We start from the raw sequence: 23,412 nt of genomic DNA on the forward strand, positions 1-23,412 counted from the left end.
GCTGCCGGAGATGCGCGCGTGTTGAACACCTATGTCAGTTACCAGCTCATCGCGCGGGACATTCCGAAGGCGATCGACCGTGTCGAGGCCCAGCCCGCCGTCGAACGCGAGACGCAGTATTTCCTCGACAATATCGGCAAGGTGACCAGCGTCGACGAGTTCGTCGACAACGACCGGCTGTTCAAATACGCCATGAAGGCCTTCGGCCTCGGCGACATGGACTACGCCAAGGCCTTCATGAAGAAGGCGTTGAACGAGGGCGTTTCCGACCCCGACAGCTTCGCCAACAAGCTGACCGACAAGCGCTACGCCACGTTCGTCAAGGCGTTCGACTTCGCCGACCTCGGCAGCGACGCCACCAGCTACAACGGCGCCCAGACCGACGTGCCGAAGAACTACGCCCTGCAGGTCGATCTCGGTGTCACCGACCCGAACTTCGACTTCACCGACAGCGAGACCACCTACTACCTCACCCATATCGGCGACGTGAAGTCGATCGACGACCTGATGGGCGACCAGCGGCTGCTCGACTATTCCATGGCGACCTTCGGCCTCGACGCCGAGACGGAAGATCCCGCCACGATCCGCCAGATGCTGGAAGGCGGCGTCAGCGATCCGCAGAGCCCCGCCAACCAGCTCGCAGACAAGCGCTACGCCGCCTTCGCCACCATCTTCGACTTCGCGCAATATGGCGAGGACACCACCTCGCGCACGGAAGTCCAGGCCGGCGTGCCGAAGAATTATGTCGGCGGCACCGGCATGGTGCTGATGAAGCCCGACGCCGACACCATCCAGAGCGAGACCGACTACTTCCTCGCCAATATCGGCAAGGTCAGGAACGTCACGGATTTCCTCGCCGACAAACGCCTATTGACCTACGCCATGTCGACCTACGGCCTCGACGCTTCCACCGAGACGCCCAAGACCATCCGCAAGATGCTCGAAGGCGGCGTCAGCGACCCGCTTTCGCCCGCGAACCAGAAGGGCGACCAGCGCTGGGTCAACTTCGTCTCCGCCTTCGATTTCGCCCAGTACAGCGACCAGGCGACCAAACAGGACAGCGTCCTCAAGGACACCACGAAGCTCTACACCGAGAAATCGCAGCTTGGCCTGATCAAGCCGAGCGCCGACTATGTGAACGCCGAGACCAGCTACTATCTCGCCCATGTCAGCGACGTGAAGTCGATCGACGACCTGTTCGCCGACAAGCGGCTCTACAATTACGTCCTGTCGTCCTACGGCCTCGACCCGGCGAAGGAAGACCCGAAGCTGATCCGCTCCGTGCTTGAAGGCGGCATCCGCGACGAAGACAGCTTCGCCAACAAACTGTCGAACAAGGCCTATGCCGGCCTTGCCGCGGCCTTCAACTTCGAAGCCTATGGCGAGGACGCGACCACCTATGTGTCGAGCCGGCAGCCGGTGGTCGACAAATACATGCGCCAGACGCTGGAAGAGGACGCCGGACAGACCAATGACGGCGTGCGCCTCGCGCTCTATTTCCAGCGCCAGGCGGGCAGCCTCACCAACTGGTACGAGGTCCTGGCCGACAAGGCGCTGTCGCAGGTGGTGCGTACGGCCTTCGGCATGCCGGATTCCTTCGCCAGCGCCGACATCGACCAGCAGGTCAAGTTCTTCGAATCCAAGATGGACATCGCCGACTTCGCCGATCCCGACAAGCTCGACAAGTTCATCACCCGCTTCACCTCCATGTACGAGTTGCAGAACCCCACCTCGACGGCCGCCACCTCGGTCAGCGTGCTCTTTTCGCAACCGACGACGATCGGCGTCTCCACCGATCTTCTGATGGCCATGCAGCAACTGAAATTCTGAAAGCGCGCGCCGATGCAGGACAGCCTCTACGTTTCCCTTTCCGCGCAGATCGCGCTGCAACGGCGGCTCGATACCATCGCCGACAACGTCGCCAACGCCTCGACCGTTGGCTTTCGCGCCACCGGCATCCGCTTCCAGGACGTTGTCTCCGGCACAGGCCAGAAGTCCGTCTCCTTCGCATCGTCTGGCAACACCTATCTTTCCGCAGCCAACGGCGCGTTGACGCAGACCAACAATCCGTTCGACTTCGCCATTCAGGGCGACGCCTGGTTCGCGCTGGAGACGCCGGGCGGCACCATCATGACCCGCGACGGCCGTTTTTCCATGAACGAGAACGGCGAGCTGATGTCGGTCGAGGGTTATCCGGTGCTCGACGCCGGCGGCGCGCCCGTCCAGCTCGACCCGCGCGGCGGCCCGCCGGTGGCGGGCGCGGACGGCTCGCTGCGCCAGAACGACAATCTCGCCGGCGCCATCGGGCTCTACCAGTTCGACCCCGGCGAGAATTTTGTCCGTTACGGCAATTCCGGCATCGTGCCGACGCGCGCCCCGGAGCCGGTCACCGACCGCATCGACGTCGGTGTGGCGCAGGGCTTCGTGGAGGAATCCAACGTCAATCCGGTGCTCGAGATGACGCGGCTGATCCAGGTCCAGCGCGCCTTCGAGGACGTGGCCGCGCTGGTCCGCAAGACCGGCTCCTCCACTGAGGAAGCCATCAAGACGCTCGGGTCCAAATGATCGGTCGGGAAGACGCGCCAAGCCGCAGCGAGCCGACGGCGCTCAACCTGTCGGTCCGCCGATCCGAGTCCGCGGCGCCTTCGGCAACCGGCAGCCTGGCCATGCTGGAGCGTCTGTGGCGCCGTTTCGACGGCAGCGACGAGCTGCTCAGACGCGGCGGCCGCATCGTCGAGGTTTCGGCCACCCACTACGCCGTTCACGGCCTGTCCGAGATCGCGCGGCTCGGCGACATCATCGAGCACCGCAGCCATGCCGGCGCCCGGCACGGCGAAGTGGTGCGGATCGGGCGCGAGCAGGTCGTCGTCGCGCCCTTCGAGCGCAATTCGGACGCCGGCATCGGTGACGCCGTGTTCCGGCGCGGGCCGCTGACGATCGATCCGCATGACTCCTGGCGCGGCCGCAGCATCGATGCGCTTGCCCGCGCCATCGACAACGGCCCGCCGCTGCTGCGGGGAGACGCGGCGAGCGCGCCCGACGCCACGCCCGGCGCCTTGCAGCGCCAGCGCGTCGGCACCGCGTTCCGCACCGGCGTGCGCGTCATCGACATCTTCACGCCGCTCTGCTTCGGCCAGCGCATGGGCGTCTTCGCCGGCTCGGGCGTCGGTAAGTCGACGCTGCTCGCCATGCTTGCCGCCGCCGACGCGTTCGACACCGTCGTCGTCGCCCTTGTCGGCGAGCGCGGCCGCGAGGTGCGCGAGTTCCTGGAGGACACGATCGGCGCCGCGGCGATGGCCAAGACGGTGGCCGTGGTCGCCACCAGCGACGAGAGCGCGATGATGCGGCGGCGCGCGCCCGACACGGCCATGCGGGTGGCCGAATATTTCCGCGACCGGGGCGACCGGGTGCTTCTCGTTCTGGACTCCGTCACCCGCTTCGCCCATGCGCTGCGCGAGGTGGCGACCGGAAGCGGCGAGGCACCGGTGGCGCGGGGATATCCCGCATCGGTCTTCACCGAACTGCCGAAGCTCCTGGAACGCGCCGGCCCCGGCGCCGAGGGCAAGGGCTCGATCACCGCGATCATCTCGGTGCTGATCGACGGCGACGACCACAACGATCCTGTCGCCGATTCCGTGCGTGGTATCCTCGACGGCCATGTCGTGCTCGACCGTGCCATCGCCGAGCAGGGCCGCTATCCGCCCGTCAATCCGCTCGCTTCGATCTCTCGCCTTGCGGCGAAGGCCTGGAGCCAGGAGCAGAAGGCGCTGGTGACCCGGCTGAAGGCGATGATCTCGCGTTTCGAGGACACGCGCGACATCCGCCTGCTCGGCGCCTACCAGGGCGGCGCCGACCCCGAACTCGACATGGCGGTGCGCCAGGTGCCGCTGATCTACGAGGCGCTGACGCAGACACCGCGCGACGAGCCGTCCGCCGACCCCTTCGCCGACCTCGCCCGCCACCTCAAGGTAAAGCAGAACGTCGATGCCGGAGACTGAACGGCAGAAGACCGAACGGTTGCTGCGCGAACAGCTGGCGCGCATCGAGAAGGCCGAATTCGGCGGCCGCTCCCCGCACGTCGTCTTCGCATCGGCTCCTGCGGGGACTACTTCAGCCGACGCCTGGCCGATCCTCCGCTTGACCATAAACCGATGGCGCCGGCAGGCGGGAGAATTCCTGGGTGACCTGTTCTCCAAGCCGCGCTCGCTACAGCGCATCGAAACATGGACGGCGGCGGCGTACAGGCGACTGGCGTCCCTGCGTCTGACGGGCCGCAAGCCCGACCGGCTTGCCGAGCTCCAGGCAAGGTTGGACGGGCTTCGTAGCGAGCAGCCCTATGAACAAGCGTCCGCGACGACCGGCAAGCCGGCTTTTGGCGGGCCTGTCCGACAGGCGCGGCCGGCCTTCCCGGCCTTTGCGGCAGCAGGCCATTACAGCCGGAGCCGGGATTTACCAAATGGTAGCGACGGCGGCCCTAGAGTCGCTGCCATGAAGGATGCGCCCGCCCAGAACTGGGGACCACCGCCCGCGGTCCAGTTCCCCAGGCCCGAGAAGAAGAAGGACCGCCGCAGCGACCTCGTGATCGCCGCGCTCGGCGTCGTGCTGGGCCTGACCTGCGCACTCTTTCCCTGGTACATCTTCTTCAATCAGGAACAGTTCGGCGTGCAGGCCATCGCCCTCGGCGGACGGGGTCACAATGCCGGCCGCATCATGATCGATCCCAGGACCGGCGACGACCTCGCCGACGCGGCCGCCCAGACGATGAAGAAGAATCTCGACCTGTTCTCCACCGGCACCGTGCAGACGAAGCCGGAGACGCCGGAGAACGCACCGGGCCTCGAAGACCAGCCCTTCCCTTCCGAAGCAGCCGAGTTCCGCCTCGTCCACGTCGCCAACGGCCGCGCCATGATCGAGGACGACGCCGGCCTCTGGGTGGTGCAGCAAGGCGCCACGCTGCCCGATTCCACCCGCGTGAAATCGATCGAGAAGCGCAACGGCCGCTGGGTGCTGGTGACCAGTGCCGACCGGGTGGTCGAACTCTCGAAATGACTGTCTCCGCCTGCTTCTAAGCGGCGTGGCGTTTGCCGGTTATATCGAATCCGATGGCCTTCATAACCGCAATGGTGCTTTCCAGCGTCGGATTGCCCTCTTCGCTGAAAGATCGATAAAGCTGCTCCCTCGCCAACCCGGTCTCGCGGGCGATCCTGGTCATTCCCTTTGCGCGAGCAACCACGCCGAGGGCCTTTGCGATATAGCGTGCGTCGCCGGTCTCGAAGGCGTCGGCCAGGAACATCTCGATCGCCTCGTCGGACTTCAGCGCATCCGCAGGATCGTAGTCGTACAATTTCTCGGTCATCTTATTCAGCCCATTCTTCCGCGAGGCGCTTTGCAGCAGCAATATCCCGTACCTGGCTGCCTTTGTCTCCACCACAAAGCAGAACGATGATCGTATCACCACGCTGTTGGAAGTAGATGCGATATCCAGGTCCGTAATGGATGCGCAACTCACTCACCCCGGCGCCGACAGGTGAAGCATCGCCCGCCAGACCGTTTGCGAGCCGAAACAGGCGAGCGGCAATCATCGCCTTTGCTTTTTGATCCTTCAGCTTCCGTTCCCATCGGCGGAACAGGTCGGTCTGCTTCAGCTCCATCGCAAATAAATGTAATTTATAAATTACAGTTCGTCAATGACGTCGCAACCCGCCCGCGCAAGGCCCGCGCAAGACTGGGACCCTACTTTGGGGCAGCTTGCCCGGAGAGTTCCCCATGGAGCCCGTCAATCTTTTCGATCTCGCCTCCAAACAGGCTGAGTGGCTGGCCGTCCGCCAGACGGCGGTGGCCGGCAATATCGCCAACGCCAACACGCCCGGCTATCTGGCGAACGACGTCGAGCCGTTCGAGAAGGTGCTTGACCGCACAGCGGTGACGCTTGCCTCTACGCAGGCCGGTCATCTGGGTAGCGCCGGCGCCAATGGCGGCTTCGCCGTCAAGCCGATCGACTATGACGGCCCGCCCATGCCCTCCAAGAACACGGTGGTGCTGGAGAACGAACTGATGAAGGCCGGCGAGGTCCGCCGCTCCTTCGAGCTCAACACCGCCATCGTCAAGGCGTTCCATACGATGATGACGATGGCGACGAAGGGCTGACGGACGATGGACGCACTGACAGCCGCCCTCAAGGTTGCCGCTTCCGGCCTCGGCGCCCAGTCGGAGCGGCTGCGCGTGGTTTCGGAAAACCTCGCCAACGCGCAATCGACCGGCACAACGCCCGGCGCCGACCCCTATCGCCGCAAGACGATCTCCTTCGCCTCGGAGCTCGACCGCCCCTCCGGCGCCAACCTCGTCGAGATCAATTCGATCGACCGCGACCCCTCCGACTTCCCCGTCGAGTTCCAGCCGGGCAACGAGGCGGCCGACAAGAATGGCTACGTCAAGATGCCGAACGTCAACGTCCTGGTGGAAATGGCCGACATGACCGAGGCGAACCGCTCGTACGAAGCCAATCTCCAGGTCATCAAGCAGGCGCGCGACCTGATCTCCATGACCATCGACCTGATGAGGAACCAGTGATGATCGGCGGAATCGGCGCCATCCCTCTGCGGCCGGCGGGCCTCGACGACCCGAACGGCAGCCTGCTGCCAGGCGGCGCTGCCTCGTCGCCCGCGACCGGCGGTTCGGGTACCTTCGCCCAGGCTCTGGGCCGGGCGGCCACCCATACGGTCGATACCCTCCAGCACGCGGAACAGATGTCGATCGACGCGCTGAAGGGCAATGCCGACACGCGCCAGGTCGTCGACGCGGTGATGAGCGCCCAGCAGGCGCTCCAGACCGCCGTCGCCATCCGCGACAAGATCGTCAGCGCCTATCTCGACGTCAGCCGCATGAGCATATGAGGACAGCCCCGTGAAAGCACTCGCCATCGCAGCGACCGGCATGAACGCCCAGCAGACCAATCTCGAGGTCATCGCCAACAACATCGCCAACATCAACACCACCGGCTACAAGCGCGCCCGCGCCGAATTCTCCGACCTGCTCTACCAGGTGGACCGCACCCAGGGCGTGCCGAACCGGGCGAACGGTTCGGTTGTGCCCGAGGGCGTTTCCATCGGCCTCGGCGTCAAGACCAGCGCCGTGCGCAACGTCCACACCCAGGGCGACCTGACCCAGACCGGCAACGCCTTCGATCTGGCGCTGACCGGCAAGGGCTGGTTCCAGATCGAAGGCGCCGACGGCGGCACGCTCTACAGCCGCGCCGGCGCCTTCAACACCAACGCGACCGGCCAGCTGGTGACCGTGGACGGCGCCACCGTCATCCCGGCGATCACCGTGCCGGCCGATGCCGTCGAGGTCATCGTCAACAAGACCGGCCAGGTCTTCGCCCGCATCGACGGCCAGACCGATCTCCAGGATATCGGCCAGCTCACGCTCGCCACCTTTGCCAACGAGGCGGGGCTGGCGCCGCTGGGCGACAACCTCTTCCAGGAAACCACCGCCTCCGGCCCCGCCAATGTCGGCATTCCGGGCGATCCGGGCTACGCCACCATCGAGCAGGGCTATCTGGAGAATTCCAACGTCGATCCGGTCAAGGAAATCACCGAGCTGATCTCGGCGCAGCGCGCCTACGAGATGAACTCCAAGGTCATCCAGGCCGCCGACGACATGGCTTCGGTCGTCTCCAAGAACATCGGGTGACGACGATGGCCGCGCGCATCCTCCGCTTCGCCTCGCAGGCCGTGCTCGCGCTGGCGCTCTGCGCCGCGGCGAACGAGGCCGCGGCGAACGAGGTCGTGCTGATCCCCAACCGCGTCATCTATCCGGGCGAGACCATCGCTCTCACCTCGCTCAAGGAAGTGACGCTGCTGCCCGGCCGCCACAAGCCGGACGCCGTGGCGACCACGGAAAGCGAACTCGACGGCAAGATCGCCAAGCGCACGCTGCTGCCGGGCCGCTATATTCCCGCCACCGCGATCCGCGACGCCTGGCTGGTCGAGCGCGGCGCGCCCGTGCAGGTCTATTTCATCGCAGGCGCCCTGACGATCTCCGCCACCGCGGTCACGCTGGAGCCGGGCTCCGCGGGCGACATGGTGAAGGTCCGCAATCCCGATAGCGGCAAGGTCTTCTCCGGCACAGTGATGGCGGACGGCACGGTCAGGGTCGGCGCGTCATGAGGCGGTTTTTCTGTCTTCTGGCGGCGACCGCGCTGGCGGCGCAGCCGGCGCTTGCGGACGGCCTCACCGCAAAGCAGAAGCGGGCGATCGCCGCGAAGAACGGCGGCGTGTTCGACGACCCGAGCTACGACGCCGCGACCACGGCGCGCATGTTCCAGGTGTCCGCAGGCCCTAGCTCGCTGCCGCCCGGCCAGGTCGCCGCCCGCATCAAGGATATCGCCCAGCTTCAGAGCGCCCGCGACAACCAGCTCGTCGGCTACGGCCTGGTGATCGGCCTGCAAGGAACCGGCGATTCGCTGCGCAACTCGCCCTTCACCGAGCAGTCGATCCGCGCCATGCTGCAGAACCTCGGCATCGCCACCGAAGGCGGGCAGGCGCGCGCCAAGAATGTCGCGGCCGTCATCGTCACCGCCAACATGCCGCCCTTTGTGCAGTCGGGCGCGCGCATCGATATCAACGTCTCTTCGATGGGCGACGCCACTTCCCTCCAGGGCGGCACGCTTGTGATGACGCCGCTGAAGGCGGCCGACGGCGAGATCTATGCGGTCGGCCAGGGATCGCTCATCGTCTCCGGCTTCACAGCGCAGGGTCAGGCCGAGCAGCTTACGCAAGGCGTGCCGACGGCCGGCCGCATCCCAAACGGCGGCCTGGTGGAACGCGCCGTCGAGGCCGAATTCGGCGACCAGGCGATCCTGACCCTGCAACTGCGCAACCCCGATTTCTCCACCGCCGTGCGCATCGCCGACGCCATCAACGACTACACCAGCCGCCGCTTCGGCGCCCGCCTCGCCGCCGAGAACGACGCCCGCACGGTCTCGATCAGGAAGCCGCGAAAAATATCGGCGGCGCGCTTCTATGCCGAACTGGAGAACCTCGTCGTCGAATCCGACACGCCTGCGCGCGTCGTCGTCGATTCGCGCACCGGCACCATCGTCATCGGCAACGAGGTGAAGATCTCGCGCGTCGCCATCAGCCACGGCACGCTGACGGTGCGCATCACCGAGGCGCCGACGGTGGTCCAGCCGGAGCCGTTCTCGCGCGGCGAAACGGCGGTCGAGCCCAACACCGCCATCGAAGCAACCCAGCCGGACGCGAAGGTCGCCGTGCTGGACGGACCCGACCTGCAGACGCTGGTGGCGGGACTGAACCGGCTCGGCGTCAAGCCGGACGGCATCATCGCAATCCTGCAAGGCATCAAGTCGGCCGGCGCGCTCCAGGCCGACCTGGTGCTGCAATAGGCCGCCGTCATGAAGGAAAACCGCCTCCTCTCCTCCGTCCGAGCCGTCTGCCTGATCGGCATTTCCATGATGGCCGTGACCACGCTTCCCGCTTTCGCCACCGAGCCTGTGCGCCAGGTCCTGCCCGGCGGCCAGGACGCGGCGCAACCGCAGCAGCTCGCGCGGGAAACCTCGCCCGCCGACGCGCCCGGACCGCAGGTGCAGGAAAGCGACGTCGAGCGTTTCTGCTCCAACATCGCCGACGCGGCGCGCGACCGGCGCTATGCGCTCCAGGCCGCCGAGCTGAAACAGCTTCAGGACGAGGTCGACAAGCGCATCAAGGCGCTGGAGGACAAGCGCTCCGAATACGAATCCTGGCTGAAACGGCGCGAGGTCTTCCTTGCCCGCGCCCAGGAAGGCGTCGTCAAGATCTACGCCGACATGAAGCCCGACGCCGCCGCCGAGCGGCTGGCCGCCGTCAATGCCGAGCTCGCCGCCGCCATCCTCATGAAGCTGGAGCCGCGCAAGGCCGGCGTCATCCTCAACGAAATGGACACGAAGGCCGCCGCCACGCTGACCGGCATCATGGCGAGCGCGGCCCGCAGGGTGGACCCGTCATGATGCGTGGAGTCTGGTTGATCCTGGCCGCCGCGGCCCTTTCCGGCTGCGCCTCGGACCTGCGCGAGGTCAACAAGGAGCCGGCGCTGTCGCCGGTCGGCTCCGGCATCACCACCGGCAGCGTCTCCGCCGCCAGCTATCCCGAGCCGCCGGCCGCGCCGGTGAAGCGGTTTTCGCTGTGGAACGACCGCCAGAGCCGGCTGTTCACCGATCCGCGCGCCTTGCAGACGGGCGACATCCTCACCGTCAAGATCAAGATCAACGACCGCGCCAAGTTCAAGAACGAGAACGACCGCAGCCGCACCTCCAGCCGCACGCTCGGCTTCGACGCAGACCTCGGCTGGAACGATTACAGCGCCGGCGGCAAAGGGTCCGGGTCGCTCAACTCCAAGACCGAGACGAACGCCGACGGTGCGATCGAGCGCTCCGAGAGCATCGAGCTCAACGTCGCCGCCGTCGTCACGGGGGTGTTGCCGAACGGCAATCTGATGATCAGGGGCTCGCAGGAAGTACGGGTAAACTACGAGCTTCGGGTACTGACCATCGCCGGCATCGTTCGCCCCGCCGACATCGGTGCGGAAAACACCATCGCCTACGACCGCATCGCCGAGGCCCGCATTTCCTACGGCGGCCGCGGCCGCGTCTCCGAGGTCCAGCAGCCGGCCTATGGCCAGCAGGTGCTGGACCAGGTCCTGCCCTTCTAGGAGACCGGGATGGCGCTCACCGAAGCAGAACAGCCCGCCGCCCCCAAGGGGCCGTCCCTCGTCATCCAGCTCGTCATGCTGGTCGCGATGACGGCGGCGGCGCTGGGCGTCGGCTGGCTTTCGGGCTCCTATCTCAAGAAGTCCGAATTGCCCGCGCCGCCGCCCAAGGTCGATCACGAGAAAAAGGCGGAAGCGCCGCACGAGGAAAAGCCGGCGCCGGGCGCGCCGGTGCTGGTCAACCTCGCGCCGATCACCACCAATCTGGCCGCGCCCGCCGACGTATGGGTGCGCACGGATCTCGCCGTCATGTTCGACACGCCACAGCCCGTCCAGGTGCAGGAAGCCATCCAGCAGGACCTGCTTGCCTACCTGCGCACCGTGAAGATGCACCAGGTGGAGGGCGCCAGCGGCTATCTGCATCTCAAGGCCGACATGCAGGAGCGAGCGGCGATCCGCAGCGGCGGCCATGCCAAGGACGTCCTGATCAGGACGCTGCTGTTCGAATGAAACGCTTTCTGATCGCCGCCGCCGTCCTGCTGGCCGGCATCACGGCCGCGTCCGCCCAGCAGATCGACCTCGGCGGCATCGCCCAGGCCAACGGCACCACCGTCGCCTACATCATCCAGATGTTCGGCCTGCTCAGCGTGCTTTCGGTCGCGCCGGGCCTGCTCATCATGGTGACGAGCTTCACCCGCTTCGTCATCGCCTTCTCGATCCTGCGCGCCGGCATGGGCCTGCAATCGACTCCGGCCAACCTGATCCTGATCTCGCTGTCGCTGTTCATGACGTTCTACGTCATGTCGCCGACCTTCGACCAGGCGTGGTCCGGCGGCGTGCGGCCGTTGATGAACAATGAGATCAGCCAGACCGAGGCGCTGGAGAAGATTTCCGACCCCTTCCGCACCTTCATGCTGCGCAATGTGCGCGACAAGGATTTCGACCTGTTCGCCGACCTCGCCCGCGAGCGCGGCCAGCAGGTGGCGCGCGACACTGTGGATTTGCGCATCCTCGTCCCCGCCTTCATGATCTCCGAGATCAGGCGCGGCTTCGAGATCGGCTTCCTGATCGTCCTGCCCTTCCTTGTCATCGACCTGATCGTCGCCACCATCACCATGGCGATGGGCATGATGATGCTGCCGCCGACGGTGGTGTCGCTGCCCTTCAAGATCCTGTTCTTCGTGCTGATCGACGGCTGGAACCTGCTGGTCGGCTCCCTGGTGCGCTCCTTCCACTGAACAGCGCGCATCGCCTGGCGCGAACTGTGGTTCGCCGCCTGCCGAAAAATCCGGCAAAAGATTCCCGTTAACCTTCGGCTTTATCCGTTTGGTAGGAACTTGCCGCCATTATGCGTTCACAGATGGCGGGTGATCCTCTTCAGCGATCATTGGCATGATGCCGCACCGTCATACCGGTCGGGCCGGTATGCAGTCAGTTTTCCGTGTAAAAGGTACGTGTACCCATGTCATCCATCATGACCAATACCTCTGCGCTCACCGCCCTGCAGAGCCTGAACGCCACCAACAAGGCCCTCGAGACCACCCAGTCGCGCATTTCGACCGGCTACCGCGTCTCGAGCGCGTCCGACAACGCCGCCTACTGGTCGATCGCCACCACCATGCGTTCCGACAACAAGGCCAACTCCGTCCTGCAGGACGCTCTCGGCCTCGGCGCCGGCAAGATCGACACCGCCTACACCGCCATGAACTCCTCGATCGACGTCGTCGACCAGATCAAGGAAAAGGTGCTTCTGGCCAAGACCTCCAGCGCCGACGACCGCGCCAAGATCCAGACGGAAATCACTTCGCTGCAGGCGCAGCTCACCGACAACATCGGCGGCGCCAACTACGCCGGTTCGAACCTGCTGAAGACCGACTCGACCTCCACGACCGACACCAAGCTGACGGTCATGACCTCCTACAACCGTGACTCGACGGGTGCAGTCACGACCGGCACCATCGACGTCGACTACGGTGACACCCGCCTGATCGACTCCAGCACGTCCAAGGCCGGTATGCTCGACAAGGAATTCACGACGACGGGTGCGGGCGCCGCCACCGCCTCGATCCTGACGCTCGACGTCACCGGCGCCACGCTCGACTCGACCGACTTCGACGACATGCTGACCGGCATCGAAGCCGGCCTCAGCGACATGGCGACCGGCGCTGCCTCGCTCGGCGCCGCCAAGGCCCGCGTCGACATGCAGAAGGACTTCGTTTCCAAGCTGTCCGACTCGATCGACCGTGGCGTCGGCCAACTCGTCGATGCCGATATGAACGAGGAATCGACCCGCCTGCAGGCTCTCCAGGTGCAGCAGCAGCTCGGCATCCAGTCGCTGTCGATCGCCAATTCGAGCTCGCAGCAGATCCTGTCGCTGTTCCGCTAAGCGACCGGCGCCGGCCAGGCCGGCGGATAGTCACGGAAAGGCCGCGCCCAACAGGGCGCGGCCTTTTTCTTTTGTGGCTTTTCCACGCCCATCCCCTTAATCCGCTGTTAACCATAGCGAGCTAACTATGGTTAACCAATCGTCTGCGCCCGCGTGGCGGATTGCGGATTGTCTGAGGAAAGGGTGGGTCCGTGGCAAGCATCATGACGAATGTCTCTGCGATGACGGCGTTGCAGAGTCTCAATGCGACCAACAAGCAGCTCGAGGAAACGCAGAACCGCATTTCGACCGGCTATCGTGTCGCCGATGCGAGCGACAACGCCGCCTACTGGTCGATCGCGACCACAATGCGCTCGGACAACAAGGCCAACTCGGTCGTCCAGGATGCACTGGGGCTGGGCGCAGGCAAGGTCGACACCGCCTACACCGCCATGAACAGCGCCATCGACGTCATCGACGACATCAAGTCCAAGATCCTCCTGGCCAAGACTTCGAGCGGCGAGGATCGCGCCAAGATCCAGAGCGAGATCGCCTCCCTGCAGGCGCAGCTCACCGACAACATCGGCGGTGCGTCCTACGCGGGCGCGAACCTCCTGCAGACGGATTCGACTTCCACCGATACCACGCTGCATATCATCTCTTCCTATAACCGTGACTCGACCGGCGCGGTCGTGACCGGATCGATCGACATCGATTACGCGAATATACGGCTGATCGATTCCAATGCCGCCGACGCAGGCATCCTCGACTCGGCGGGCACGACCTCGGGCAAGTCCGCGCTGAACCTCGACGTCTCGGACCTGACGGGCGTGACCGGCACGACGGACGACGAAAAGTTCGACAATCTCCTGACCGACATCGAGAAGGTGCTGGGCAACATGACGGCGGCGGCCTCCGAGCTCGGCGCCGCGAAGTCCCGCGTCGACATGCAGAAGGATTTCGTCTCCAAGCTGATGGACTCCATCGACCGCGGCGTCGGCCAGCTCGTCGACGCCGACATGAACCAGGAATCGACCAAGCTGCAGGCCCTTCAGGTGCAGCAGCAGCTCGGCATCCAGTCGCTGTCGATCGCCAATTCCACCTCGCAGTCGATCCTGTCGCTCTTCAAGGGCTGACGCTTTCCCAATCCACGCACGCGAATGGCCGCCCTCATGGATAACCATGTCGGGCGGCCATTTCATTTTCGCACAAGCTTCGCGCTCTAGGCTCGCCATGGGCAGCCATGCGGGAGCCGTGAAGCCGTGCCGGAACAGTTGAAGACCATCATCGCCAATCTCCAGGCTTTCGGAGCGAAGCGCCTGGCCATCATGGCCGGCATCACCGTGCTGGTCCTGGCGGTCATCGGCGTGGCGTCCGTGTATCTCAACCGCCCGGCCTACGAGACCCTCTATGTCGGCCTCGACCGTTCCGACGTGAACCAGATCGGCATGGTGCTTGGCGAAGCCGGCATTTCCTTCGACGTCGGCACCGACGGCACCAGCGTGCTGGTCGCGGCCGGCAGCACCGCGCAGGCGCGCATGCTGCTTGCCGAAAAGGGTCTGCCCACCTCCACCAATGCCGGCTACGAGCTGTTCGACAATGTCGGCTCGCTCGGCCTGACCTCCTTCATGCAGCAGATCACCCGCGTCCGCGCTCTCGAAGGCGAGATCGCCAGGACCATCCAGTCGATCTCCGGCGTCAAGGCGGCGCGCGTCCATATCGTCATGTCGGAGCGCGCCAACTTCCGCCGCGACGAGCAGAAGCCGTCCGCCTCCGTGGTCATCCGCTATTCCGGCCTCGATGCCGAAAAGACCGCGATGTCGATCCGCCATCTCGTCGCCGCAGCCGTTCCCTCGCTCACCGCCGACGAGGTGACGGTGCTGGATTCCAGCGGCAACCTGCTCGCCACCGGCGACGACCCGTCCAACACCAGCGCCGCCCGCACGCTCGGCATCGAGCAGACGGTGGAGACGCAGATCGAGGAGAACATCCGCCGGGCGCTGGCGCCCTATCTCGGGCCGGACAATTTCCGCGCCTCCGTCAAGGCGGACGTCAACACCGATTCCCGCCAGACCGAAGAAACCATCTTCGATCCCAACTCGCGCGTCGAGCGCTCCGTCCAGACGGTCAAGTCGAACGAGGAAAGCAACCAGAAGCAGGCCTCGACGCCGACCAGCGTGGAGCAGAATCTGCCCGAGGCGCAGACGGCCTCGACCGAAGGTCCGCAGTCGAGCTCGCAGAACGACCGCAAGGAGGAGATCACCAATTACGAGATCAATTCCAAGAAGATCGCCACGGTCTCCAACGGCTATTCGCTGACCAAGATGTCGATCGCCGTCGTCGTCAACCAGCAGCGGCTCAGGGATATCCTCGGCAAGGATGCGACCGCAGACCAGATCGCCCAGCGCGTCGCCGATATCCAGAAGATGGTCTCGTCCGCCACGGGGCTCGACGAAAAGCGCGGCGACGTCATCGACGTGTCGGCGGTCGAATTCCTCGACGGTCTGGACGGCCAGCCGGCGACGGGTCCGAGCTTCATGGAATCGGTCGGCCACTATACCGGCACCATGATCAACGCTGGCGCCTTCATCGTGGTGGTCTTCCTGGTCGCCTTCTTCGGCCTGAGGCCGATGGCCTCCGCGCTGACGGCCAGGCCCGAAACCCTGCCCAGCCCCAGTTTCGAGGACGTTCAGCGTTCCCTGCCCAATCCCGATGTGGCCGCGGATGCGCCCGCCGGCGCCCTGCCCAACCCACGCCAGACCCCACTCGACGACCTGCGCCAGAAGCTGCGGCCCGCGCCGCAGGAACGCCTTGCCCGCATGGTCGATCTCAATGAAGAGCGGACCGCGCAGATCCTGCGCAAATGGGCGGCTGCCCAGGAAGCCGCCTGATGCCTGCCAATGCCCTGTTCGACCTGCTGACCGACTTCGGCTCGCGGCCGCCGCGGCCGCAGGCGCCTGGTCCGGTCTCGCAACCGGCAGTCGCTCCGGTCGCGGCCGTCGATACCGAAGCGCTGCTGGCGGAACGGGTGGCCGAGGCCACGGCCGAGATCGAGATGCGGCTGGCCGCAACCCACAGGGAAGAACTCGAGGCCGAGCGCAAGGCGAATGCCGAGGAAGCCGAGACCTTCATGGCGAGCCTCGGCAAGGACATCGGCGCCACCGTCGCCGATCACATGCAGGCGCTCGAAAGCCGCCTGGGCGAGATGATCGGCAGCCAGGTAGCGCGCATTCTGGGGTCGGTGATGGCCGACGACCTGCAAAGGCGCTCGCTCGAGTCCCTGGCGCGCGTCATCGGCGAAACGCTCGGCGACGATGAGACCATGCGGATCAGGGTGAGCGGCCCCGCCCTGCTTTTCGAAGCGCTGCGCGAAGCCATGGGAGAGCGCGCCAGCAACCTAGATTTTAGCGAAGCTTCCGGCTTCGATCTGACCGTAACGGTCGACGACACCGTGCTTGAGACGAGGATATCCGAGTGGTCCCACGCCCTGTCGGAGATCCTGGCATGAGCGTGGCGGACGGTTCCGAACACAAGGAAATCATCATCGTCCGTCGCAACCACGACGATCACGACGACGGCCATCACGGCGGCGCTTGGAAGATCGCCTTCGCCGACTTCATGACAGCGCTGATGTGCTTCTTCCTCGTCATGTGGCTGATCAACGCGGCCAACGAGCAGACCAAGGCGGCCGTCGCCTCCTACTTCAATCCGGTGAAGCTGATCGACCGCAACGCCAGCCGCAAGGGACTGGAAGATCTCGGCGATGGCCCGTCCGCCGTCGGCCTGACGGGACAGGACCCGCAGGAGCACGCCAAGAAGGCCGGCCAGAGCGGCGCCGGCAATCCCGGCACCACCGATGACAAGGCCGAGAAGGCCGACAGGGAAAGCTCCGCCGAACCGACCGAGAGCAAGGACGAGAAACTGTTCGCCGACCCCTATGCCGTGTTGTCCGAGATCGCGGCCGACACCGGCACCATGCAGAACGTCTCCGCCAAGGGCGACGGCGGCATGCAGGACGCCGGCCCCGCGACCGGAGCGTCGGGCGGTCAGTCCTACCGCGACCCGTTCTCGCCCGATTTCTGGTCACAGCAGGCTCCCACGCCCCTCGCCGAAGCGAGCGCCCAGCGTCCGAAGGTCGAGGGGGATCCTGCCGGCCCGGGCGACAAGCTCGCCGAGACGCAGGCGCCGAAAGTCAAGCTGACCCCACCGCCGAAGGTCGAGCCATCCTCTCCGCCGGTCGACGCAGGGTCGCAGCCTGAAGCGGCCTCCGCCGCCTCCCCAGGCAGTGCGCAGAAGGCCGCCGCCGAAACGGACAAGGAGGAGGCCGCAGCGACGCCGCAGGAGAAAAAGCCCAGCGCGGCCACCGAGAAAGCAGCCGCCGAAGTCGGCAGGGAACTCGCGCAGGCCTTCAAGTCGCAAAAGATCGGCGCCGGCATCTCGGCCGTCGCCACCGACAAGGGCGTCGTCATCTCTGTCACCGACCAGCTCGACTTCGGCATGTTCGAGATCGGCTCGGCCGTACCCAGCCGCGAACTGGTGCTGGCGATGGAGAAGATCGGCCGCATCGTCAACGGCCGCAAAGGCAATGTCGTCGTCCAGGGCTACACCGACGCGCGGCCTTTCCGCTCCGGCGCCTACGACAACTGGCGCCTGTCCAGCGCCCGCGCTCAATCGGCCTACTACATGCTGGTGCGCGGCGGCGTGAACGAGCGGCGTATCACCGAGGTCGCCGGCTTCGCAGACCGCCGGCCCAAGGACGAGGCCGACCCCTTTGCCGCCGTCAACCGGCGCATCGAGATCCTGCTGGAGACGGACGGATGAGACGCGCCGGGCTGCACGCCGCCTGCCTGCTGATCGCCGCCGGCGCTCTCGCCGGTGCTGCGCGCGCGCAGGAGGGCCTGCAGCCCTACCAGATGGTGCGCTCCCTCCAGCTCGTGCAGGACCGCCTCGCCGCCGGCGACCATGCCGCCATGCCGATGCAGGTCAAGCTGCTGGAACTGACCGATACACGTTTCAAGAACGCCGGCGCGGAGGATTTTAGGGAGCCCAGGAATCTGCGCGCCCTTCTGGTCTACGGCATGAGCGGCGGCAATCCCGCCACGATCAAGGCGGCCGTCGGCCGCATCGAGATGGACGCGACCGACAAGGCCGTCGCCGAGGGCGTGATCGCCTATCTCGGCGGCCAGCCCGCGGCGGCGATCAAGGCGTTCGACCCGATCGATCCGATGACGCTGCCCGCCGATCTGGGCGCCTTCGTCGCGCTGGTGAAAGGCTCCCTGCTTGCCTCGGAGGAGCCGGTCAAGGCACTCGCGCTGCTCGACCAGGCGCGCCTGCTCAGCCCCGGAACGCTGGTCGAGGAAGCGGCCTTGCGCCGCTCGGTCGGCATTGCGGTCGAGACCGGCGACGCGGCGCGCTTCGCGCTCGCCTCGACGCAATACACCGCGCGCTTCCTGCATTCGCCCTACGCCAGCCAGTTCGCCGATTCCTTCGTCTCTGGCGTGATCGCGCTCAACATGTCGCTCAGCCTGGACAAGATCGCCGACATCACCGGCATGATGGATTCCGAGCGCGAGAAGGTTATCTATCTGCGCATCGCCCGCCGCGCGGCGATCGACGGTCTGGCGGGCCTGTCCGCCTTCGCGTCGGCGAAAGCGGAACAGGACAAGGGCGGCAACGGCAGCCAGGACGACCCGCGCGCACTTCTTTATGCAAGCCTGTCGAACATGACCTCGGCAAAGGTCGACGATTTGCGCGCGACGCTCGGAAAGATCGACCGCGGCCGTCTGTCCGATGCGGATCGGTCACTTCTGGATGCGGCCGAGGCGATCACCCGGGAGATGACCGCGCCGGCCAAGGCACGGGATACGGATTTGCAAAAACCCATGACCGAAGCGCGCGCCGAGCCTGCGGCGGCGCCGGCAATCGCCGCTTCGCCGGCAGACGGCCTCGCCGACCCGGCTGACGCCGCCGGCCTGCCGCCGGTAGAAGGCATCGAGTCGGAACGGCCTGCCGGCGCGGCCCCTGCCCCGTTGCCCGAAGCGACAGCCGTTCCTCCGGCCGCAACGAAAACGCCACCGGTCGCGATGGCCGCAACCCAGCACGAAGGCCCGGCCGTCGCAGCGGCCGACGCCGTCATCAGCGACACGAAACGCAAACTGGACCAGATCGATCAGTTGTTGGGAGCCTCGCCGCAATGACCGTGCCCATCGGCCAGGGATATCCGCAAGTCGCTTCCCCTGCTGGCCCCCCGAAAGGCGGCGCAGCCGCAAAAGGGTCAGGCAGCGGTTTCAGCGATCTGCTGCAAGGGGCCGATCAGCGGCCGGCGCAGCGGAACGACGACGCCGAGACCGATTCCGCCGTCTCCGGGGATGGGCAAGAAAGCCGGAAGACGGCCGGTCTTTCGCCCTTCGGCGCTTTCCATCCGCAATCGGGCCGCCAGGCTGTGACCGGCGATAAATCGGAGCCGGCTTCGACGGACGACGAAGGCAAGGACGGTGACGGGAAGGATCAGAAGCGCCTGCCCGATCAGGCATCGGTCATAGCCACGATCGGCTATGCCGTGCGCCATGACCAGCCTTCGGCGCAGGCGGGCGACCAGGGGACAGGCAGCCGGTCCGCCGAACGAGGGCGCACGGACCGCTTCGGCAAAGCCACCGGGGCCGTGACATCTGCCGATGCGGAAGAAGCAGCCACAGCAGGCGATCTGTCGAAAGCACGGGAAGCGCCTTCCATGCCGTCCGCCATTGACGGCAGGGCGACGGCAGCGCGCTCCGCCGCCTCGCCCATGCCCGCCGCCATGGGCGGGATGGACCGGAACGACGCCACGTCCATGCCGGATGACGTGCCGGATCATGCCGAGGCAACGGCAAGGCTACCGAAACCTTCTCATGCGTTGCGGGGCATGGCCGGCCGGCCGGACCGTGGCGACGCAGACGGCAGGGATGCGCCGCACGCAGGCAAGGACACCGGACAGCAGGCGAACGTGGTCCACGTCGTTTCGGAACGATCCTTCCCCGCGCCGGCAGCGCCGTCCATCGGTTCGACCGTCGCGAACCTGGCCGAGGTGCTCGCCGCCGCGCGAAGCCAGGCTGCGACCCCCGCAGCGCTTGCGCAGCAGCACCCGACTGTTGCCGTTCCGGCACACACCCTGCGCATCGAGTTGCATCCCGCCGAGCTGGGAACAGTGATGGCGAGCCTGAAACTGTCCGGAGACCAACTATCGGTTGAGCTGAAGCCCGACACGGCCGAAGCCTATCGCCACCTCTCCAAAGAGAGCGACGCCATCGCCAGTTCGCTGAAGAAGCTGGGGCTCGACGTCGGCACGGTCACCGTCATGCAACCGTCGCTGGCATTGACCGCGGCCGCCCGGATCGACGCGGGCAACCAGGCTTCCGTCATGCCGGGGCGCGACGGGGCGCAGTTCCAGCAGGGCATGTCGGGAGGCGGAGGCAGCAATTCCGGCGGCCGGCAATCAGGAGGCAATGGCGGCCATGACGGACAAACGCTCGATCAGGCGAAGCCTGTACATCGCGGGCGCTCTGGCAGCTCTGTTTTCATCTAGCCTTGCCTGCGCCGCCGCCGGTGCGCCTGCGAATCCGTGCGAGGCGGAGATCCTGCGCGCCGCGGGCCGCTACGGCATCCCGCCCGGCATCCTTTATGCCGTTGGCCTCACCGAAACTGGGAACAAGGGCAGCCTTCAACCCAACGCATTGAATATAGAAGGGAAAGCGGTGTTCCCACACTCGCGGGCGGAAGCCCTCGCGGACTTCGAAACGGCGCGCCGGCAGGGCAAGACGCTGATCGATCTCGGCTGCATGCAGATCAACCATCGCTATCACGGCGCAGCGTTCGGCAGCGTCGCCGAGATGCTCGATCCACGCCGCAACGTCGACTATGCGGCGCGCTTTCTGGCCAGCCTGCATGCCAGGCACCAGACCTGGTCGATGGCCGTCGCCCGCTACCACGCAGGTCCCGACAACGATCCGGCGCAGAAGGTCTATGTCTGCCGGGTCATCGCCAATATGGTGGCTGTCGGTTTCGGCAAATGGACGCCAAACGCCCGCACCTTCTGTCAGCCATAGGTTGCATATCCCTCCTCTGCCGACCTTGATCCCGGCGTCCCCGCGTGGGCGGGAGGGAAGCCGCCGGCGCCGCCGAAAATTATCGGACAAATACAACCGGAGCGATTCCCGACTCCCAAGAAACTATCCGCAAGATTTGACGGTTGGTCACGATTCCCCGCTGCGATTACCCATTGTTGCAACGGGGCATAAAAGTTGATTCGGAGGGCGGGCCGATGATCGTGATCGTTGACGAGCGTGAGCTGGTGACCGAAGGGTACAGCTCGATGCTGGGGCGCGAAGGGGTGGCGAGCGCCGGCTTCGCGCCCTGCGAATTCGAGGAATGGGTTTCCAGCGCGGCAGAGGACGACCTCAAGTCCGTGCGCGCCTTCCTGATCGGCGACTGTCGCGAAGGCAGCGTCTCTCCCCGCCAGATCCGCGACCGCACCGGCGCTCCCGTGATCGCCCTCAGCGAGCAGCACTCTCTCGAAAACACGTTGAAACTGTTCGAGGCCGGCGTCGACGACGTCGTGCGCAAGCCCGTCCACATCAAGGAAATCCTCGCCCGCATCAGCGCTATCCGCCGTCGCGCCCATGAGGAGGCTGCCTTCACCGAAGTCGGCGCCATGCGCATCTTCGCGGACGGCCGCGATCCCGAGATCGACGGCGAGCCGCTGCCGCTGCCGCGTCGCGAGCGCCGCATCCTCGAATACCTGGCCGCCAACCGCGGCCGCCGCGTCACCAAGACCCAGGTGTTCAACGCCATCTACGGAATCTTCGACGAGGAGGTCGAGGAGAACGTCGTGGAGAGCCACATCTCCAAGCTGCGCAAGAAGCTGCGCGAGCGGCTGGGCCAGGACCCGATCGATTCCAAGCGCTTCCTCGGCTACCGGCTCGTTGCGTGATGGGCCGACCTGCCGCCCTGCATTCCAGCGCCAGCCTCGCGCAAGACATGGTGTTTATCCTGACGGCCTCTCGCACGAGACTTGAGGAGACGCTCCGATGAGCTTGTATGGAATGATGCGGACCGGCGTTTCGGGCATGAACGCCCAAGCCAACCGCCTGTCGACCGTCGCCGACAACATCGCAAACGCGGACGCCACGGGCTATAAGCGCTCGTCGACCGAATTTTCGTCGCTGATCATGCCGTCGACAGGCGGCGCCTACAATTCGGGCGGCGTCACCACCACGGTGCGCTCCTCGATCAGTTCGCAGGGCGTCCTGCAATACACCACTTCGGTCTCCGACCTCGCCGTCAACGGCAACGGTTTCTTCGTCGTGCAGGATGCCGGCGGCACGCCCTATCTGACCCGCGCCGGCGCCTTCGTTCCCGACGCGAACGGAAATCTCGTCAACGCGGCCGGCTATCAGTTGATGGCCTACAGCTTCGAGAACGGCACGCCCTCGGCCACCCTCAACGGCTTCCAGGGCCTCGTCCCGGTGACCATCTCGGATCAGGGCATGTCGGCGACGCCGAGCACCGAGGGGTCGTTCAGCGCCAATCTGCCGGCAGGCGCCACGCCCGTCTCGCCGCTGCCGTCGAGCAACGATCCGAATGCGCAGTATACCGCCAAGTCGTCGATGGTCGCCTACGACAATCTGGGCAACAAGGTGCTGCTCGACGTCTATTTCACCAACACCGGCGCCGGCACCTGGGACGTCTCGGTGTTCGACCAGTCGCAGGCGACGCCGGGAACCTCCTTCCCCTACAGCGGCGGCCCCCTGGGCACCGCCAGCCTCACCTTCGACAACACCACCGGCCAACTGACCGGCGCGGTCGACAGCGTGTCGCTCACCGTCCCGAACGGCTCGGCCTTCACGCTGGACCTCTCCACCCTAACCCAGCTCGGCGCCGCCTATACGCCGACGGAACCGACCGTCAACGGCAACGCGCCCGGCACCATCGACAAGATCGAGATCAGCCAGGACGGCACGATCTACGCCCGTTACCAGGACGGCGGTTCGAAGGCGCTTTACAAGATACCGCTCGCCGACGTCACCAGCCCGGACCAGATGACGGCCCTACCGGGCAACGTCTATGCGCAGAGCGCCGAATCCGGCGCGGTCACCATCGGCTTCGCCAACGAAGGCAAGCTCGGCGCCGTCATTTCCGGCGCGCTGGAGAATTCCGACGTGGATATAGCGGAGGAACTGACCAACATGATCGCGGCCCAGCGCAGTTACACCGCGAACTCGAAAGTCTTCCAGACCGGTTCCGACCTGATGGACGTCCTAGTCAACCTGAAGAGATGATCAGCACCCGCTGAGGCGGGGGCGCGGCGA

At 65.8% G+C, this 23,412-nt stretch carries 26 protein-coding genes; 24 read left to right on the forward strand and 2 right to left on the reverse strand.

The features are described from left to right. Positions 1-18 precede the first annotated feature (18 nt). The 4 genes from ABMA46_RS07695 to ABMA46_RS07710 all read left to right on the forward strand — a co-directional run bounded on the left by ABMA46_RS07695 (position 19) and on the right by ABMA46_RS07710 (position 5,049). Positions 19-1,830 carry a DUF1217 domain-containing protein gene (locus ABMA46_RS07695; protein ID WP_348998734.1) on the forward strand — a complete coding sequence of 604 codons (1,812 nt, stop codon included), beginning with the start codon at positions 19-21 and terminating at the stop codon, positions 1,828-1,830. 12 nt (positions 1,831-1,842) lie between these two features. After that, on the forward strand, positions 1,843-2,565 hold the full coding sequence (flgF, locus tag ABMA46_RS07700; protein ID WP_348998735.1) for a flagellar basal-body rod protein FlgF: 723 nt from the start codon (positions 1,843-1,845) through the stop codon (positions 2,563-2,565). Positions 2,566-2,666: 101 nt separating this feature from the next. Continuing rightward, positions 2,667-3,998 carry a flagellar protein export ATPase FliI gene (gene fliI, locus ABMA46_RS07705; protein WP_348998917.1) on the forward strand — a complete coding sequence of 444 codons (1,332 nt, stop codon included), beginning with the start codon at positions 2,667-2,669 and terminating at the stop codon, positions 3,996-3,998. Then, the gene (locus ABMA46_RS07710) at positions 3,985-5,049 is read left to right on the forward strand and encodes a hypothetical protein (protein WP_348998736.1); all 1,065 of its coding nucleotides are present in this window, start codon (positions 3,985-3,987) and stop codon (positions 5,047-5,049) included. The genes fliI and ABMA46_RS07710 overlap by 14 nt, the downstream gene beginning before the upstream one ends. A 16-nt stretch (positions 5,050-5,065) precedes the next feature. Here the strand turns inward: ABMA46_RS07710 and ABMA46_RS07715 are convergent, their stop codons facing one another. Together ABMA46_RS07715 and ABMA46_RS07720 are read right to left on the reverse strand one after the other, a co-directional pair. After that, on the reverse strand, positions 5,066-5,356 hold the full coding sequence (locus tag ABMA46_RS07715) for an addiction module antidote protein (protein WP_348998737.1): 291 nt from the start codon (positions 5,354-5,356) through the stop codon (positions 5,066-5,068). 1 nt (position 5,357) lies between these two features. Then, positions 5,358-5,651, reverse strand: coding sequence for a type II toxin-antitoxin system RelE/ParE family toxin (locus ABMA46_RS07720; protein ID WP_348998738.1), 294 nt, complete (start codon positions 5,649-5,651; stop codon positions 5,358-5,360). 115 nt (positions 5,652-5,766) lie between these two features. On the opposite strand from ABMA46_RS07720, the gene flgB reads away from it, so the two are divergent. From flgB to ABMA46_RS07820, 20 genes are all read left to right on the forward strand, one after another. After that, entirely contained in the window at positions 5,767-6,147 is a 381-nt protein-coding gene (gene flgB, locus ABMA46_RS07725; RefSeq protein ID WP_348998739.1) for a flagellar basal body rod protein FlgB, read from the forward strand. Between the two features lie 6 nt (positions 6,148-6,153). Then, entirely contained in the window at positions 6,154-6,570 is a 417-nt protein-coding gene (gene flgC / locus ABMA46_RS07730; RefSeq protein WP_348998740.1) for a flagellar basal body rod protein FlgC, read from the forward strand. Then, positions 6,570-6,893 (forward strand): flagellar hook-basal body complex protein FliE, encoded by a 324-nt coding sequence (gene fliE / locus ABMA46_RS07735; protein ID WP_484532543.1) that lies wholly within the window; start codon positions 6,570-6,572, stop codon positions 6,891-6,893. Before flgC ends, fliE begins: the two co-directional genes overlap by 1 nt. A gap of 10 nt (positions 6,894-6,903) precedes the next feature. Continuing rightward, the gene (gene flgG, locus ABMA46_RS07740) at positions 6,904-7,692 is read left to right on the forward strand and encodes a flagellar basal-body rod protein FlgG (protein WP_348998742.1); all 789 of its coding nucleotides are present in this window, start codon (positions 6,904-6,906) and stop codon (positions 7,690-7,692) included. A 5-nt stretch (positions 7,693-7,697) separates the two neighbouring features. Next, positions 7,698-8,168, forward strand: a complete 471-nt coding sequence (gene flgA, locus ABMA46_RS07745; RefSeq protein ID WP_348998743.1) for a flagellar basal body P-ring formation chaperone FlgA — start codon at positions 7,698-7,700, stop codon at positions 8,166-8,168. Beyond that, a complete protein-coding gene (locus ABMA46_RS07750) occupies positions 8,165-9,406 on the forward strand; it encodes a flagellar basal body P-ring protein FlgI (RefSeq protein ID WP_348998744.1) in 1,242 nt (413 codons plus the stop codon). Before flgA ends, ABMA46_RS07750 begins: the two co-directional genes overlap by 4 nt. A 66-nt stretch (positions 9,407-9,472) precedes the next feature. Continuing rightward, on the forward strand, positions 9,473-10,006 hold the full coding sequence (locus tag ABMA46_RS07755; RefSeq protein ID WP_425475713.1) for a MotE family protein: 534 nt from the start codon (positions 9,473-9,475) through the stop codon (positions 10,004-10,006). Beyond that, positions 10,003-10,707, forward strand: a complete 705-nt coding sequence (gene flgH / locus ABMA46_RS07760) for a flagellar basal body L-ring protein FlgH (protein WP_348998746.1) — start codon at positions 10,003-10,005, stop codon at positions 10,705-10,707. Before ABMA46_RS07755 ends, flgH begins: the two co-directional genes overlap by 4 nt. A gap of 9 nt (positions 10,708-10,716) precedes the next feature. Further along, entirely contained in the window at positions 10,717-11,214 is a 498-nt protein-coding gene (locus tag ABMA46_RS07765) for a flagellar basal body-associated FliL family protein (RefSeq protein ID WP_348998747.1), read from the forward strand. Continuing rightward, entirely contained in the window at positions 11,211-11,942 is a 732-nt protein-coding gene (gene fliP / locus ABMA46_RS07770; RefSeq protein ID WP_348998748.1) for a flagellar type III secretion system pore protein FliP, read from the forward strand. Before ABMA46_RS07765 ends, fliP begins: the two co-directional genes overlap by 4 nt. 224 nt (positions 11,943-12,166) lie before the next feature. Next, entirely contained in the window at positions 12,167-13,090 is a 924-nt protein-coding gene (locus ABMA46_RS07775; RefSeq protein WP_484532544.1) for a flagellin N-terminal helical domain-containing protein, read from the forward strand. Positions 13,091-13,281: 191 nt separating this feature from the next. Next, entirely contained in the window at positions 13,282-14,205 is a 924-nt protein-coding gene (locus ABMA46_RS07780) for a flagellin N-terminal helical domain-containing protein (RefSeq protein ID WP_348998750.1), read from the forward strand. 126 nt (positions 14,206-14,331) lie between these two features. Next, positions 14,332-15,960: a flagellar basal-body MS-ring/collar protein FliF gene (fliF, locus tag ABMA46_RS07785; protein ID WP_348998751.1), complete on the forward strand. Its 1,629-nt coding sequence runs from the start codon at positions 14,332-14,334 to the stop codon at positions 15,958-15,960. Further along, on the forward strand, positions 15,960-16,577 hold the full coding sequence (locus ABMA46_RS07790; RefSeq protein ID WP_348998752.1) for a hypothetical protein: 618 nt from the start codon (positions 15,960-15,962) through the stop codon (positions 16,575-16,577). Before fliF ends, ABMA46_RS07790 begins: the two co-directional genes overlap by 1 nt. Next, entirely contained in the window at positions 16,574-17,890 is a 1,317-nt protein-coding gene (locus tag ABMA46_RS07795; RefSeq protein ID WP_348998753.1) for a MotB family protein, read from the forward strand. Before ABMA46_RS07790 ends, ABMA46_RS07795 begins: the two co-directional genes overlap by 4 nt. Then, complete coding sequence (locus ABMA46_RS07800) at positions 17,887-19,266, forward strand: chemotaxis protein MotC (protein ID WP_348998754.1); 1,380 nt, start codon at positions 17,887-17,889, stop codon at positions 19,264-19,266. Before ABMA46_RS07795 ends, ABMA46_RS07800 begins: the two co-directional genes overlap by 4 nt. Next, complete coding sequence (fliK, locus tag ABMA46_RS07805; protein ID WP_348998755.1) at positions 19,263-20,630, forward strand: flagellar hook-length control protein FliK; 1,368 nt, start codon at positions 19,263-19,265, stop codon at positions 20,628-20,630. The genes ABMA46_RS07800 and fliK overlap by 4 nt, the downstream gene beginning before the upstream one ends. Beyond that, the gene (locus tag ABMA46_RS07810; protein WP_348998756.1) at positions 20,560-21,150 is read left to right on the forward strand and encodes a lytic transglycosylase domain-containing protein; all 591 of its coding nucleotides are present in this window, start codon (positions 20,560-20,562) and stop codon (positions 21,148-21,150) included. The genes fliK and ABMA46_RS07810 overlap by 71 nt, the downstream gene beginning before the upstream one ends. A gap of 215 nt (positions 21,151-21,365) precedes the next feature. Continuing rightward, entirely contained in the window at positions 21,366-22,034 is a 669-nt protein-coding gene (locus tag ABMA46_RS07815) for a response regulator transcription factor (protein ID WP_348998757.1), read from the forward strand. A gap of 97 nt (positions 22,035-22,131) precedes the next feature. Continuing rightward, on the forward strand, positions 22,132-23,382 hold the full coding sequence (locus ABMA46_RS07820; protein ID WP_348998758.1) for a flagellar hook protein FlgE: 1,251 nt from the start codon (positions 22,132-22,134) through the stop codon (positions 23,380-23,382). Positions 23,383-23,412: the final 30 nt, after the last annotated feature.

Origin of the sequence: Mesorhizobium hunchu (genome assembly GCF_040081975.1) — a bacterium.
Classification (GTDB): Bacteria; Pseudomonadota; Alphaproteobacteria; order Rhizobiales; family Rhizobiaceae; genus Mesorhizobium; species Mesorhizobium hunchu.

Bases quoted from the DNA above. Each gene is read 5' to 3' on its own strand.
- flgF (WP_348998735.1), top strand. From the start codon at position 1,843: ATGCAGGACAGCCTCTACGTTTCCCTTTCCGCGCAGATCGCGCTGCAA.
- fliI (WP_348998917.1), top strand. From the start codon at position 2,667: ATGCTGGAGCGTCTGTGGCGCCGTTTCGACGGCAGCGACGAGCTGCTC.
- ABMA46_RS07710 (WP_348998736.1), top strand. From the start codon at position 3,985: ATGCCGGAGACTGAACGGCAGAAGACCGAACGGTTGCTGCGCGAACAG.
- ABMA46_RS07715 (WP_348998737.1), bottom strand. From the start codon at position 5,356: ATGACCGAGAAATTGTACGACTACGATCCTGCGGATGCGCTGAAGTCC.
- ABMA46_RS07720 (WP_348998738.1), bottom strand. From the start codon at position 5,651: ATGGAGCTGAAGCAGACCGACCTGTTCCGCCGATGGGAACGGAAGCTG.
- flgB (WP_348998739.1), top strand. From the start codon at position 5,767: ATGGAGCCCGTCAATCTTTTCGATCTCGCCTCCAAACAGGCTGAGTGG.
- flgC (WP_348998740.1), top strand. From the start codon at position 6,154: ATGGACGCACTGACAGCCGCCCTCAAGGTTGCCGCTTCCGGCCTCGGC.
- fliE (WP_484532543.1), top strand. From the start codon at position 6,570: ATGATCGGCGGAATCGGCGCCATCCCTCTGCGGCCGGCGGGCCTCGAC.
- flgA (WP_348998743.1), top strand. From the start codon at position 7,698: ATGGCCGCGCGCATCCTCCGCTTCGCCTCGCAGGCCGTGCTCGCGCTG.
- ABMA46_RS07750 (WP_348998744.1), top strand. From the start codon at position 8,165: ATGAGGCGGTTTTTCTGTCTTCTGGCGGCGACCGCGCTGGCGGCGCAG.
- ABMA46_RS07755 (WP_425475713.1), top strand. From the start codon at position 9,473: ATGATGGCCGTGACCACGCTTCCCGCTTTCGCCACCGAGCCTGTGCGC.
- flgH (WP_348998746.1), top strand. From the start codon at position 10,003: ATGATGCGTGGAGTCTGGTTGATCCTGGCCGCCGCGGCCCTTTCCGGC.
- ABMA46_RS07765 (WP_348998747.1), top strand. From the start codon at position 10,717: ATGGCGCTCACCGAAGCAGAACAGCCCGCCGCCCCCAAGGGGCCGTCC.
- fliP (WP_348998748.1), top strand. From the start codon at position 11,211: ATGAAACGCTTTCTGATCGCCGCCGCCGTCCTGCTGGCCGGCATCACG.
- ABMA46_RS07775 (WP_484532544.1), top strand. From the start codon at position 12,167: ATGTCATCCATCATGACCAATACCTCTGCGCTCACCGCCCTGCAGAGC.
- ABMA46_RS07790 (WP_348998752.1), top strand. From the start codon at position 15,960: ATGCCTGCCAATGCCCTGTTCGACCTGCTGACCGACTTCGGCTCGCGG.
- ABMA46_RS07795 (WP_348998753.1), top strand. From the start codon at position 16,574: ATGAGCGTGGCGGACGGTTCCGAACACAAGGAAATCATCATCGTCCGT.
- ABMA46_RS07800 (WP_348998754.1), top strand. From the start codon at position 17,887: ATGAGACGCGCCGGGCTGCACGCCGCCTGCCTGCTGATCGCCGCCGGC.
- fliK (WP_348998755.1), top strand. From the start codon at position 19,263: ATGACCGTGCCCATCGGCCAGGGATATCCGCAAGTCGCTTCCCCTGCT.
- ABMA46_RS07810 (WP_348998756.1), top strand. From the start codon at position 20,560: ATGACGGACAAACGCTCGATCAGGCGAAGCCTGTACATCGCGGGCGCT.
- ABMA46_RS07815 (WP_348998757.1), top strand. From the start codon at position 21,366: ATGATCGTGATCGTTGACGAGCGTGAGCTGGTGACCGAAGGGTACAGC.
- ABMA46_RS07820 (WP_348998758.1), top strand. From the start codon at position 22,132: ATGAGCTTGTATGGAATGATGCGGACCGGCGTTTCGGGCATGAACGCC.